14 protein-coding genes are annotated in these 13140 nt (G+C 69.1%); 7 read left to right on the forward strand and 7 right to left on the reverse strand.

The window, feature by feature from the left end; all coding sequences use genetic code 11:
* Positions 1–15 precede the first annotated feature (15 nt).
* Complete coding sequence (locus ACIHAA_RS23520; protein WP_399820256.1) at positions 16–456, forward strand: VOC family protein; 441 nt, start codon at positions 16–18, stop codon at positions 454–456.
* A 109-nt stretch (positions 457–565) separates the two neighbouring features.
* Here ACIHAA_RS23520 and ACIHAA_RS23525 read toward each other — a convergent pair whose 3' ends face one another.
* From ACIHAA_RS23525 to ACIHAA_RS23535, 3 genes are all read right to left on the reverse strand, one after another.
* Entirely contained in the window at positions 566–1480 is a 915-nt protein-coding gene (locus tag ACIHAA_RS23525; protein WP_399820257.1) for a SagB/ThcOx family dehydrogenase, read from the reverse strand.
* A gap of 580 nt (positions 1481–2060) precedes the next feature.
* Positions 2061–2759, reverse strand: a complete 699-nt coding sequence (locus tag ACIHAA_RS23530; protein ID WP_399820259.1) for a DUF4232 domain-containing protein — start codon at positions 2757–2759, stop codon at positions 2061–2063.
* 417 nt (positions 2760–3176) lie between these two features.
* Positions 3177–3407, reverse strand: coding sequence for an Lrp/AsnC ligand binding domain-containing protein (locus ACIHAA_RS23535; RefSeq protein WP_399820261.1), 231 nt, complete (start codon positions 3405–3407; stop codon positions 3177–3179).
* 580 nt (positions 3408–3987) lie between these two features.
* Between ACIHAA_RS23535 and ACIHAA_RS23540 the strand changes: the two genes are divergently transcribed.
* Positions 3988–4407, forward strand: coding sequence for an amidohydrolase family protein (locus ACIHAA_RS23540; protein WP_399820263.1), 420 nt, complete (start codon positions 3988–3990; stop codon positions 4405–4407).
* A gap of 29 nt (positions 4408–4436) precedes the next feature.
* On the opposite strand, the gene ACIHAA_RS23545 is transcribed toward ACIHAA_RS23540, so the two are convergent.
* Both ACIHAA_RS23545 and ACIHAA_RS23550 read right to left on the reverse strand, forming a co-directional pair.
* Positions 4437–5519, reverse strand: a complete 1083-nt coding sequence (locus ACIHAA_RS23545; RefSeq protein ID WP_399820265.1) for a protein kinase family protein — start codon at positions 5517–5519, stop codon at positions 4437–4439.
* A gap of 169 nt (positions 5520–5688) precedes the next feature.
* Positions 5689–6564: a LysR family transcriptional regulator gene (locus ACIHAA_RS23550; RefSeq protein WP_399820267.1), complete on the reverse strand. Its 876-nt coding sequence runs from the start codon at positions 6562–6564 to the stop codon at positions 5689–5691.
* A 107-nt stretch (positions 6565–6671) separates the two neighbouring features.
* Between ACIHAA_RS23550 and ACIHAA_RS23555 the strand changes: the two genes are divergently transcribed.
* From ACIHAA_RS23555 to ACIHAA_RS23565, 3 genes are all read left to right on the forward strand, one after another.
* Positions 6672–7676: a 4,5-dihydroxyphthalate decarboxylase gene (locus tag ACIHAA_RS23555; RefSeq protein ID WP_399820269.1), complete on the forward strand. Its 1005-nt coding sequence runs from the start codon at positions 6672–6674 to the stop codon at positions 7674–7676.
* Positions 7677–7972: 296 nt separating this feature from the next.
* Positions 7973–8968 carry an ABC transporter substrate-binding protein gene (locus ACIHAA_RS23560; RefSeq protein WP_399820272.1) on the forward strand — a complete coding sequence of 332 codons (996 nt, stop codon included), beginning with the start codon at positions 7973–7975 and terminating at the stop codon, positions 8966–8968.
* A 92-nt stretch (positions 8969–9060) separates the two neighbouring features.
* Complete coding sequence (locus ACIHAA_RS23565) at positions 9061–9984, forward strand: amidohydrolase family protein (protein ID WP_399820274.1); 924 nt, start codon at positions 9061–9063, stop codon at positions 9982–9984.
* A gap of 17 nt (positions 9985–10001) precedes the next feature.
* Here the strand turns inward: ACIHAA_RS23565 and ACIHAA_RS23570 are convergent, their stop codons facing one another.
* Positions 10002–11090, reverse strand: a complete 1089-nt coding sequence (locus ACIHAA_RS23570; RefSeq protein ID WP_399820276.1) for an alcohol dehydrogenase catalytic domain-containing protein — start codon at positions 11088–11090, stop codon at positions 10002–10004.
* Between the two features lie 101 nt (positions 11091–11191).
* On the opposite strand from ACIHAA_RS23570, the gene ACIHAA_RS23575 reads away from it, so the two are divergent.
* A complete protein-coding gene (locus ACIHAA_RS23575) occupies positions 11192–12085 on the forward strand; it encodes a LysR family transcriptional regulator (protein ID WP_399820278.1) in 894 nt (297 codons plus the stop codon).
* Between the two features lie 104 nt (positions 12086–12189).
* On the opposite strand, the gene ACIHAA_RS23580 is transcribed toward ACIHAA_RS23575, so the two are convergent.
* A complete protein-coding gene (locus tag ACIHAA_RS23580; RefSeq protein WP_399820280.1) occupies positions 12190–12597 on the reverse strand; it encodes a RidA family protein in 408 nt (135 codons plus the stop codon).
* A gap of 142 nt (positions 12598–12739) precedes the next feature.
* Here ACIHAA_RS23580 and ACIHAA_RS23585 point away from each other — a divergent pair, with 142 nt between their 5' ends.
* Positions 12740–13120 carry a winged helix-turn-helix transcriptional regulator gene (locus tag ACIHAA_RS23585; RefSeq protein WP_399820282.1) on the forward strand — a complete coding sequence of 127 codons (381 nt, stop codon included), beginning with the start codon at positions 12740–12742 and terminating at the stop codon, positions 13118–13120.
* Positions 13121–13140: the final 20 nt, after the last annotated feature.

Below are 13140 nucleotides of genomic sequence, written 5' to 3' on the forward strand. Positions count from 1 at the left end.
GAAGGCGGGACCAGCATGGCGGTTCAGCGGATGGACAACGTCGGCATCGTCGTCGAGGACATGGATGCCGCCATTGCGTTCTTCGTGGAGCTCGGTATGGAGCTGGAAGGCAGGGCGGAGGTCGAAGGCCTCTTCGCCGACCAGTGCACCGGACTCGACGGCGTCCGCTGCGACATCGCGATGGTCCGCACCCCGGACGGTCACAGTCGGCTCGAGCTCGCGAAGTACCACAGCCCCGAGGCGATCAGTGCCGGGCCGCGCAACCGGCCGCACAACATTCTGGGCACGCACCGCGTCATGTTCGCCGTCGATGACATTGAAGACACCGTTGCCCGCCTGCGCACCCACGGCGCCGAACTCGTCGGCGAGCTGGCACAGTACGAGGACAGCTACCGGCTGTGCTACGTCCGCGGCCCCGAGGGGATCATCGTCGGACTGGCCGAGCAACTCGGCTGAAGGCTGGCGAGGGGGCCGCCCCACTGGGATGCAGAACCGGCGGCCGCACACCAGCCGGTCGCGTCACCCACCTGTCCCCACAGCAGACCTGGGCCGTGTTCCGACGGGGTCAGGTGTCAGGGCGTCCCGGTTGTCCGTGGCGGAGGGCCGTGTGGCGGAAGGCGTTCAGGTCGGCGGTGTCGGTCGGAGTGTCGGGGGCCGGATGTCCCGCAGCGAGGGCGTAGAGGGTCCTGTGGGTGGCGCTGTCGAGCCCGAGGCTGTCTTCGACGGCGGTGTCGTCGAAGGCGGCGCTCTGGAAGGGGCCGAGGCCCAGGGCGGTGGCGGCCAGGGCGAAGGTCTGCCCGAGGTGTCCGGCGTTCAGATGGCTGACCCGGTAGGCACGGGGGTGTCGGTACTTTGCGCGCATACGTTCCCAGGCAGCGATCGCGAAGACGATGAAGGCCGCTTGGCCGGTGCCCTCCTGGTGCGCGCACAGGGCCTCGGCTTCGGTGTGGGTGAAGCCTTCGCGCAGCAGTTCCAGGCTGTGTTCGCGGGTGTTGTAGTGGAACAGACCGGCGGGGATACCGGTGACGTTGGGGGCGGCGAGATAGGCGTCGAGTTCGTGCCGGGCTCCACCGGAGGGGCTGGCGCGCCGGATGAGGGCCCCGTACTCGAAGCCGTCGATGAAGTCGGCAGCGCCGAAGACGGTACGGAGCAGGACCGCGAGATCGTGCAGGCTCACCGGCTGGGCGCTGAAGGAGCGGTGCGTGCGCCTGCGATAGAGGGTCTGCTCCAGCGGTGCGGACAGGCGAGGGTCCGGTGTCCGGGGCAGCAGGATGCGGTCGGCGTCGGGATACTCGGTGAACAGCGCCGGACGCCCGTCGCGGGTGAGGTGCTGGCGCAGCTCGGGGGTGGCTGCCTCGAAGGGGACATCGCGCGTGACGTAGTGGAAGAAGGATGCCTCCGGTGACCAGGGTCCCAGGCTTCCCCCAAGCGCTCGTCCTCTTCGGCCTCGGGGCTGCCTTCCGCGGCCAGCAGACCGCATTCGAGCAGGGCTCCGGCCGCCTTCACCACCGTCTCGGGATGCAGGTGGTCCAGAGCTTCGGCCGCTTGGGCGGGAGTGGTCCAGGTGCCAAAGGCGGTGAGGACCTCGGCGGCCGAGGGGTGCAGTGCGACCGGCGCGTGCCCCCGGTAGGCATGGGCGACAAAGCCCTCCCGGTGCCAGTAGCACGTCAAACCTCTGACCCGCCTCAGCCGCACGTCCGCTCCTCCCACTGGGGAACGGGTCGGCGCCGGCAGATGCGGCGCCGGCCCGCCATATGGTCACCTCTTGTTGAAGGCGCTGGTGCGGCGCTCTTCCCGCTTGACGGACACAGGCTTGATCTCGATCTCACGCATGACGGACACCTCAGTTCGGTTCTGTTCGTACACAGGCTCGGCCCAGGCATCGAGGCAATGGCCCAACGGCCCGCCAACAACCCATCAGACGGCGGCCAGTGACCGGCGGCCGGTGACCGTGGAAGGCTCGTCAGCACGCCTCGGGCGGCTCCGCAGTCGGGAGTTCTTCCGAGTTGCCGACCGTGGACATCCTCGATGCTGATGTCACGTCAGCAGTGGCCGGAACATCAGAAGTTGTACGGCTTTTCGGTGTTCCAGTTCAGGACATCGGCCTCGTTCCAGGTGAACTGCGGCTTCTGGCCCTTGACGTCGACGGAGTAGTAGGGGCCGACGTGGCCGTCCGCGCCGCGCAGCGCGATGGCGAACGAGTTCGCGGTGTGGTTCTTCGAGCCGTAGTCGAAGAGAGTGACCGCGCTGTACACCGTGCCTCGGGGCTGGAGCGTGATGTGCTTGGTGCCGCCCGGATTGTCCTTCTTCGAGTGCGGCAGTGCGGCGACATCGATGTCCTGGCCGAGCTTCACGGCCGGGTACGAGGTCACCCAGCACGGCTTGGGGCCCTGGTTGGACGCGGTGACCAGCAGGTGGTCGCCCTGCTGTCCGGCGAACCGGTGCACCGCGGTGACCAGCAACTCGTCTCCGCGGCACTGCTGGGCAGCGGCGGTCGCGCCCTTGCCCGCAGCCTTGCCCGCGCCCGAGGCGGCCGCCGAGCCCGTCCCCTTCCCGGTGTCACCGGCGGTGTTGGCCTGCTCCGTGGTGCCCTTGTCGTGGGACGCAGTCCGGCTCTGCGCGGTGTCCGCGGTGTGGTCGCTGCCCGCCGCCTTCGAGTCGTCGGTGCCGCCGCATGCGGTCAGCCCCAGCGTCAGTGCGGCGGTGACGGCGGCCAGAGCGGCGGAACGGGCGGTACGGCGGGCGCGGTGTGTGGTCATGATGAAAACTCCCCCATGGTCTGTTCAGGACGCGGTACCTCCCCTTTGCTCCCGCGGGGCGGCCGACCGCATCGACTGTGTCGCTGCACCCCATGAGATGACGCCGGGATCGGCGTTGTTCCCTCCGGTCTGTCCGCATTCCGTAACAGCGCAACTCCACCTATACGCTGTGGCGTTGACGCCTCATCCGTCAGCACCGCAGCACCGCCATCTGCCGCGGCACGAGGAAGACCACCACCACTCCCCGGTCCCGTCAGGCCCGCGGAACGCTTCGCCGACGGTCCACCGCGCACGCCCCTCGCGGCGGCCTTCTCCGCGGCCTGCGGCGGCAGACTCGGACGGCTCTTGGGTGAGGGATACATGCCGGTGGACAGATCCGGCGGGAACGGCGGACCCGCCGGGGTCAGGGCAGGCGTGTCATGCGGTGTCGGGCGAAAGGGTCTTCATGGTGACGTAGCTGGTCACCGTGGCCACGCCGGGCAGGGCGGCCAGCTGGTTGGCGTAAAAGTCCTCATAGGCGGGCAGATCGGCGACGTCGACCTGGAGCAGGTAGTCGAAGTTGCCGGTGATGTGGTGGCAGGCGGCCACCTGGGGCAGTTGGGTGATTCCGCGCTCGAACGCGATCACGTCCGCCCGGGTGTGCCGCATCAGCCGGACTCCGGCGAACACACGCAGGCTGCGGCCGACCGCGGCGGGGTCGATCAGCGCCCGGTAGCCGCGGATCAGCGAGCGAGGACGCCGCCGTCGCGGCGCTGCGCGATGTGCCGGGGCGCTCGATCTTCTGCCTCGGCGCCGGATGGGCCACCCCCGACTCCGTCGACACCGCCATTCACCGCTTCCGCTCCGAACTCACCGACGGTGGCCTGGTCACCATGACTTGGGGGCTGCGCGGTCCCGAAGACACGAGCATGGACACCGTTGCCCGGGAGCTGAGGCTGGCCGCCGAGCTGGGGCTGCGCACCAGCCTGCACACCGGCTCCGACGGGACGCAGCGCCCCGTCGCCGACCTGTATGAGCACGGGCTGCTGCGGGACACCACCACATACGTGCACGCCAACGGCATCAGCGACGAAGAGCTGCGGATGCTCGCCGACGCGGGCTGCTCGATCTCGATCAGCCCCGACGTCGAGCTGAAGATGGGCTTCGGCTGGCCGATGACCGGCCGGGCGCTGGCCGCCGGTCTGCGTCCGACGCTGTCCATCGACGACGTCGCCTCGTCGGCGGCGACATGTTCTCCACTCTGCGTACCGCCTTCGCCGTCCAGCGCGGCCTGGACGGCGGCCTCAACTCCCGGGACCTGCTGGAATTCACCACCATCGACGCCGCCGCTTCCTGCGGACTCGCCGCCCGGACCGGCAGCATCGCACCCGGCAAGGATGCCGACATCATCCCGCTGCGCGCCGCCGACATCACCGTCTGCCCCGTCACCGACCCGGCCGCCACCATCGTCATCCAAGGCCACCCCGGTCTCGTCGACACCGTCCTGGTCGCCGGCCGCATCGTCAAACGGGACGGCGCCCTGGTCGGCGTAGACCTGCCCGCGTTGAAGAAGCGCCTGGCTGCCTCCCGCGACCGGGTCGCAGCGGCCGCAGGCGTCCGACTCGACCGCCCCTGGCGCCCGCAGCCCGCAGCGAAGCAGCCGTCTTGACCGTGATCCGCTGTGGAAGCCTGGCCGCCTCAGCGAGGCACCGCGACCGAGGTGGTGTGCCAGGCTCGCTCGATCTCGGCAGTCGGAAATGGCGTCCGTTTGGTCTCGGTGAGCAGACGGCGGGCGAATTCGTCCATGACCACGGCAGCTCGGGAATGTCGGTCGATGATCCCGGCGATCTCGCGTGGGACGCCATCCGGTCGCCGGCCGGCGATCCACTCGCCCAGGAACGCCCCATACTCCTTATCGCCGCGCAGACCATCGGGCAGGTGGTGGCGGAGCAGATGGCTCGCGGTGTAGGTGCGGTCATAGGCGAGATGGGCGGAGAGGAACTCTGCCTCGGTTGGCGATAGTTCGAAACCGGAGCTCAGGGCGAGACCGAAGTCCGCGAAGTACAGTAGCTGACCGTCAGTCAGGATATTGGCGAAGTGCGCGTCGAAGTGGACGAGTCCGTGCGAACTCATGAAGGCGGTCCCTCGCGCCAGGGCCTCCTCCACCCATGGGTCCGGCGAGCCCTCCCCGCCCTCCGAAGCGGCGCTCCGGTAGTCGTGCAGCCAGTTGCCGAGTGTCTGCGGGACGTGCTCCAAGCAGAGGACGAGGCTGGACGAGGACCGGCCGATGGCCTCCAGGCGCTCGCGCACGGCCGATGATCCTTCCCAATGCGCGACCGCCCCGTCGATGCCCCCGAACTCGTCGGCGAACCCTTCGGGAGGAGAGTCGGGCAGGATGCGCCAGTGGTACATCAGTGGAAAGCCCTCATACTCCTTCCCGAGGACCCAGTTGGTGGTCATGACGTGCACGGCGAGCTCTCGCCAGGCTCCGAACCCCGCCGAGCCCACACCGTACTGGTAGAACATCGGCAGTCCGAAGATGTTTGCCGTCGACCGCGCATTCTCCGGCAGCAGCTCGCGGTCCGTCAGCGGGACCCGCTTGACGAACGCCCTCGTGCCATCAACGTCCAACTCCGAAGACCTGCCGCCGACGCCGGACCCGAGCGGGACTGCGGCGGCCACCATCTCGCCGAGCCGACGGTCGCTCAGCAGGGACAGGCGCGTGGCCACTGTTCCATACGTGGCGAGCCGTGCGGCATACCGCGGGTCCGGGTGGCACATCAACGGCTCCTCGGTGCCCGGAAGAAGGGCTTCGGCGATCTCACGGACGTGGCCGAGCCTATCCGCCAGTTCGGTCGTAGGCGCAGACACTCGACGTCGCTCGGCGCGACACCGCTGCTTCGGACCACAACACTCCCGGGCACATTGCTGCCGATCGGCATCGGCTCTCTCAGGTGGAGTGCGTGTCCTTGCGGTGGAAGGTCGCGGCTGCGATGCGTACGAACGAACGGACCAGCGGGGGCGGGTCGGCTTCTGGCCAGGCGAGGACCAGTCGGCTGGGCGGGCGGTCGGTGACGGGGATGGTGACCAGTCCGGCGGGTAGCAGCTGGTCCAGCGGGGCGAGCGCCGACATGCCGTTCCACAGGACCGCCTGAAGGGCTTCCTGAATGGTGCGCACCGGGGCTTCTTGAGCGCCTGGAGTCGCGGGCCCGGTCCAATACGCGCTCCACACGCGGTCGGTGTCCGGGGGCAGCTGCACCCATCGCCGGCCGGGCAGGTCGGCCAGCCGTACCGACGTCTGTCGGACGAGCGGGTCGTCCTCGCGGGCGACGAGTCCCACCGGTTCGGCATGCAGGACATGGCTGTGCAGCCCGGTGTCCTCGAACGGCAGTCGGGTCAGTGCGACATCCACCAGCCCGGCCCGTAGCCCGGCGCTGGGATCGCCGAGGTCGGTTTCGTGAACGTGCACCGACACGTTGGGGTGGTGTTCCCGGAACGCGGGGACGATCCGGCCTCCCACGAGTTCTGCGGTGTCGGCCAGCGACCCGACGGTCAGGGTGGTGCGGCCGGCGGCCGATCGTACGCGGGCCTCGAGCCGGTCGGCGTACTCCAGCAGCGCCAGGGCGTCGTCGTAGAGGATCCGGCCGACCCGGGTCAGTTCCACCCCACCGGCGGTGCGGTCCAGCAGGGTGGCGCCGAGATCGGCTTCGAGCCGGTGCATGGCCCTGCTCAGCGGTGGTTGCGTCATCCGCAGCCGGTCGGCGGCTCGGCCGATGTTCCGTTCCTCGGCGACGGCGACGAAGTACCTCAGGGCGCGCAGGTCCACCGCCCCACCATACCGATCCGGTATCGAGCCAACCGGATCGGTGTTGGCTGCACGTCCGTGTCCGCCGTGACGATGAGGAGTGCAACCAGCGACGGAAGGAGCAGCACATGAGCAAGGTGGACCTGCGTATGGGGAGTTTCCCGTACGACCACACGTCGGCCCTGTTCGACGGGTCGGTGACGGTGGACGGCGTGGGCAGCACGACGATGTCGACCGCGCCGGTCCTGACCGAGATCTTCGAGCGGATCCTGCGTGGCGAGGGCGTGGATGTGTCGGAGTTGGGGCTGACCTTCTTCCTGAGGGCCCTTGACCAGGGGGTTCCGCTCGTGGGCATTCCGGCGTTCCCGGTGCGGCTGTTCCGGCATTCGTCCGTGTTCGTCCATACGGGCAGCGGCATCACCGGTCCTGCGGATCTCGTCGGCAAGACGATCGGTGAGTTCGGTGTGTACGGCCAGGATCCCGGCGTCTGGATCAAGGGGATCCTCGCCGACGAGCACGGTTTCCGGCCCGAACGCAACCGGTGGGTGATCGGCGGTCTCGAGACACCGCTGCCGAAGGGGTTCGAGTTCACCACGCATCCGCACCCGGACGACGTCGAGGTCACGTTCGCACCACCGGGACGCACCCTCTCCGACATGCTCGACCGCGGCGAGATCGACGCCCTGTTCACCTCGAACGTCCCGCAGCCGTTCCTGGACGGCTCCCCGAACGTCTCCCGGCTGTTCCCGGACTACGTGCCGGTCGAGCGGGACTACTACCGCCGGACCGGGAACTTCCCGATGAGTCACCTGGTCGTGGCCAGAAAGGATCTGCTGGAGGCCAGTCCCGGCCTCGCCCGGGCCGTGTACACCGCTTTCTACGACGCCAAGGAAGCCGGTGCAGAGCGCTACCGGAAGTTTCGTCGCCTCTATCAGTCACCGGTCATGCTGCCCTGGGCCAACGCGCTCATGGAGGAAAACGATCGGTTGTTCGGTGAGGACTGGTGGCCCTACGGCGTGTCCGCGAACTTCACCGCGTTGGACACCTTCCTGCGCTACCACTACGAGCAGGGCCTGTCGGCACGTCGTTGGACGGTCGAGGAGATCATCGCCCCCGAACTGCTCGACACCTGAGCGCCCAAGGGCACGTCGACCCTGCCGGGCTCAGCCCTTCCCGCCCGGCAGGTAGCAGGCGGGCTCGCTGCGCAGGCTTGTGCTCGGTGGAGTGGAGCCGATCCGGTCGGCCGCTGCCGAGCCGGTGATCACCCGGTCAGACGGCCAGGTGGGCTGGGGTGACCGCGCGCGACCCGGGAGCAGGCCCACGGCACCAGGACAGCCGCCCCGCCCCATCGGAAGCGGGCAGAGCCGGGCGAGCGTGGCGCGTCGCTCGGCACCAGTCGTACCCCATTCACCGAACCAAGGACTCCGCAGTGTCCCTCCCCCATCTCGATATCGCCGTCACCCGCTACGACAACACGCGAGGCCTGTTCGACGGCTCTGTCTCCTTCGACGGCATCGACGTCACCCTGCACAGCCCCGCCATCCCGGAGATCTTCGCGGGCCTGGCATCCGGCCGGTTCGACGTTGCCGAGTTCGGCCTCACCCACTATCTGCGGGCGCGGGACGCCGGTACCGATCTCGTCGCCCTGCCCGTGTTCCCTGCACGGGTGTTCCGGCACTCCTGCGTCTTCGTCAACACGTCCAAGGGGATCGACGGTCCGGAGGACCTCACCGGGCGCACGATCGGTGAGTTCGGCATGTACGGCCAGGACTCGGGGATCTGGGCGAAGGGCATGTTGTCCGAGGACCACGGCTTCGCTCCGGCGACGAACCGCTGGATCGTCGGCGGACTCGAAACACCACTGCCTGCCGGTTTCGAGTTCACCACACACCCCCACCCGGACAACGTCGAGGTCGGTTTCGCGCCGCCGGATCGCACCCTTGCCGACATGCTCGACCGTGGCGAGATCGACGCGCTCTTCGCCTCCAACGCACCCACGCCCTACCTCGCCGGTTCACCGAACATCGCACCGCTGTTCCCCGACCACGAAGCCCGCGAACGCGACTGGTACCGCCGCACCGGCATCTTCCCCATGATGCACACGGTCGTCCTGCGCCGCGAACTGCTCGAAGCGAATCCCGGCCTGGCCCAGCGCCTGTATCAGGGCTTCCGCACGGCCAAGGACGACGCAGCCCAGTCGTATCGCGATATGCGACGTCTCTTCCAGGTCACCACGATGGTGCCGTGGATGTACCAACTCTTCGAGGAAAACCGTGCACTGTTCGACGAAGACTGGTTCCCCTACGGCGTGGACGCCAATCGCACAGCCTTGAAGACCTTCCTGCGGTACTCCTGTGAGCAGGGCCTGTCCTCTGCCCCGCGCACGGTCGACGAGCTGTTCGCCGAAGAACTGCGGCAGACCTGAGCACTGACCGCTCGCCCAAGGAGTCGAGATGAAGACGATCGGGCTGGAAGAACACTTCGTCACCCCGCACGTGATCCGCGCCAGGCGCGCCCTTGACCCACACCACCAGGACCTCGCACTGGTGCCCTCGCCCCAGGGAGTCGGCCCGGCTCCTGGTCGATCTGGACGACGAACGCCTGAGGGCGAGGGACGACACCGGGCTCGACGTCCAGGTCCTGTCCCTGTCCACCCCCGGGGTGCAGAACCTCGAACGCGCCGACGCCGTCGCGCTCCAGACGTCAACCAACGACCTCCTCGCCGCCACCGTACGAGCCCGCCCCGACCGGTTCCGGGGCTTCGCCACCCTCGCCACCCCGGACCCGGCCGCGGCAGCCGATGAACTGCGGCGCGGCGTCACGGAACTGGGACTCGACGGTGCGTTGGTGTTCTGCCGCACTCGCGAACGCACCCTCGACCACCCGGACTTCCGGCCGATCTTCGAAGCCGCGGAAGCACTGCGTGCGCCGCTGTATCTGCACCCTCAGTCACCGCCGCCTCAGGTCCGCGCGGCCTACTACCACGGCCTGGGCGACGCAGCCGACGCAGCGTTTGCGACCTTCGGCCTCGGCTGGCACCACGACAGCGGGGTGCAGTTGCTGCGCCTCATCCTCAGCGGCGTCTTCGACCGGTATCCCGGCTTGCAGGTGATCGTCGGGCACTGGGGCGAGACCGTGCTGTTCTACCTGGAACGGATCGAGAAGATCCCCGCTGTCGCGAAGCTTGACCGGCCGCTCGCCGCGTACTTCCGACAGAACATCCACCTCACGCCGAGCGGGATGTTCAGCGGCCGCTACCTGCGCTGGGCGGCCGAGGTCGTCGGTGCCGACCGCATCATGCTGGCCACCGAATATCCCTTCGAGAGGGCGCCGCGCGGCGGAACCCGCAGGTTCCTCCAAGAGGCGGAGCTCAGCGAAGCGGACCGGCGGCGCATCGGCTCGGAGAACTGGAATCGACTGTGCGCCGGGATCCGGCGTTGAACAATCGGTGGGCCTTGTCAGCCTGCCGGTGGGGTCAGGCTGGTGCGGTCGAACGGGCCACTGTGTGCGGCGGCGTACGCGATGGCGTCGTTGACGGCATCGAGGCTGAACGACCGGACTCGTTCGGGGGCGAGATCCAGAGTGCCCGAGGTGAGGAGCCGGATGATGCCGACATTGGCGGTGCGCGGGTACATCCACTGCCCGCGCACGGTGATCGAGTTGCGCATGATCCAGGGGTACGGGAGTGCGAGGTCGTCGCCGCCGAGCATGCCGACGCCGCCCATGAGGACGACTCGGCCGTACTCGCGCACGGTCATGGCCGCCGCGCGCGTGGCCGAGCTGGGTGCGCTCGGCGGGAGCAGGTCGATCACCATGTCGATCGGGCCTTCGGCCGCCGCGGACATCGCGCCGCGGTCGGTGGCCTCGTCCCCGGTCAGCGGGACCGGGCGCAGACGCGGGCCGAACCGGTCGGTGAGGAGGTCGAGCGCGGCCTTGTTGCGGCCGGGGGCGACCACGCGGCCCGCGCCCATCGCGAGCGCGACGGCGACCGCGCTGCTGCCGAGGTTCCCGGTGGCCCCGCTGACGAGCAGTGTCTCGCCGGCCGCGAGGCCGCCTGCCAGCAGTCCGCCGTAGGAGATGGTGTGCACGGTGAGCGCGGCCCAGCGGGCCGGATCCTCCCCGGCCGCGGCCGGGAGCGCAAAGACGTTCTCCGTCGGCACCCGCATGAGCTCGGCGAACGCACCGTCGTGCATGTACTCGGCGAGCCGCGCGCCGCCCTCGCCGCGCGAACTCCAGCCCTGGAGCGTGATGTCGGGCGTCAGGGCGTCGTCCCGCGAGCGCACCGTCGAGTCGCACCACACCAGGTCGCCGACCCGCAGCCGGGTGGCATCAGGGCCGACATGGACGATCCGCCCCACGGCGCCGACTCCGGGCACGACGGGCGGGACAAGGGGGTACTTCCGCTTGCCGCTGAAGACTTCGGCGGCGTAGGGCGCCACTCCGGCGGCGAGGACCTCGACCACCACCTCACCGCCGCCGGCCTCGGGGTCCGGCACCTCCCGCACCGCGAGTGAGGCGCCGAACCGCGTCAGAACTGCTGCTCGCACGTGATGACCTCCATGTTCGTCCGTGCTGTTGAGATCAACACTAGGAACGGGACGGGCATGCGGGAAGCGACGATCCGGCATCCGTGGTATGCGTATGACGCATGGATGTCTCCAGTACGGGACTGCGGGTCCTGAGGCAGATCGCCGAGTCCGGCAGCTTCACCGCGGCGGCCGCCCGACTCGGCTACACGCAGTCCGCCGTCTCACGCCAGGCCGCCGCCCTCGAACACAGCGCTGGCACCGCCCTGTTCGAACGTCGCCCGGACGGGGTGCGGCTCACCCCCTCCGGCCTGACGCTGCTGCGGCACGCCCACACGGTCCTCGCCTCGCTCGCAGCGGCCGAGCGTGAACTCACCGGCACCGCCCCGCGGACCGAACTGGTGCGGCTCGGGGCAGTCCTGAGCGCGGGCGCGACGATCCTGCCCGCCGCACTCGCACACCTCGCAAAGGCCGACCCGCAGATCACGGTCACCACCCGTGAGGGCACCACACCCTCCCTGATCCGGGCGTTGCGCGCGGGCTCGCTCGACCTCGCCGTGCTGACATCCCGCCCACCCCACCGGCCCTTCGACAGCGAATCCCCGCGCCTGCACCTCGAGACCGTCGCGGACACCGAACTGGTCGTGGCCGTGTCTTCGACCGGAGACTTCGCCGGACGCACCAGCGTGCACGTCGACGAACTGGTCGACGCCGCATGGATTGCCGCCCCGTCGTCGAACTCCGAGCCGCTGCTCGGCGTCTGGCCCGGCCTGCCCGGACGGCCGCGCGTCGTCCACTCCGCACGCGACTGGCTGACGAAGCTCCAGTTGGTCGCCGGCGGCTTCGGCGTGACCACGGTGCCGTCCGGGCTCTCACCGGTGCTGCCGCCCGGGGTGAGCCTGCTGCGCGTCGACGGCGCGCCCCCCGAGATTCGCCGGGTGCTCGTGGCACGCCGCTGCGGCCACCCCGCCCCGGCGATCGCGGCCGTCACCCAAGCGATCACTTCGACCGCCTGAACCGCCACCGGGGCCGCGCACCATCACATGGCGGTCGCCCCCCTGCCCGGTTTGCCGACGGCAGCAAGAGAGCGCCACTGATACACGCCCCCAGGGTCATCAGGTCAGTCGAGGACGGCGGTGGCTTCGATCTCGACCAGATGGTCGGGTACGTCCAGTGCCGCAACCCCCAGCAGCGTGGCCGGTGGGACCGGAGTGACCCCCAGCTTCGCGGCCGCCCGGGAGATCCCCTCCATGAGCAGGGGCATCTTGTCCGGGGTCCAGTCGACGACATACAGGGTCAGTTTCGCCACGTCGTCGAAGGAGCCGCCCACCTCGGCCAGTGCGGTCGCGATGTTGAGGTAGCAGTGCTCGACCTGCGCGGCGAGGTCGCCTTCACCCACCGTTCCCCCTTCGGCGTCCCAGGCGACCTGCCCGGCGATGAATACCAGCTTGGTTCCTGATGCGATCGACACCTGCCGGTAGGCGTCGATCGCGGGTAGTCCCTTGGGGTTCACCAGAGTGATGGCCATGCTGACTGTCTCCTTTTCCGGGCGCCTGTGGGCCCACATCCACCAGTTCCGAGACGCACGTGGTTTCTTGTGGTTACTCAGGAACCGTAGGAGAGTGTCGGCTGACGTGGAAGAACGCACTTTTCAGTGACTGGGGAACCTGATGGGAACCAAGCAGTTCGGGGGCTCACCCGAGGAAGCGGACCTGAGGCGCGCGGACTCCCTGGCGCGGGAGATCTTCTCGGATGTCGCCAACAAGTGGGCGTTCCTGATCATCGAGACTCTCGGTGAGCGCACCAAGCGCTTCAGCGAGCTGCGCAACGAAGTCCAGGGCATCAGCCACAAGATGCTCACCCAGAACCTGCGCATGCTGGAGCGCAACGGTCTGGTCGAGCGGAAGGTGCACCCCACCGTGCCACCGCGGGTCGAGTACACCCTCACCGAGCCGGGCCTGGCCCTGCGCGCAACGGTCGACGGAATGTGCGACTGGACCCACCGGTACCTCGGCCACATCGAAACCGCCCGCCGCCGCTTCGACGTCTGACGGGGGCACAAGTTTCAACC

Source organism: Streptomyces sp. NPDC052040 (assembly GCF_044548405.1).
Taxonomy (GTDB): Bacteria; Actinomycetota; Actinomycetes; order Streptomycetales; family Streptomycetaceae; genus Streptomyces.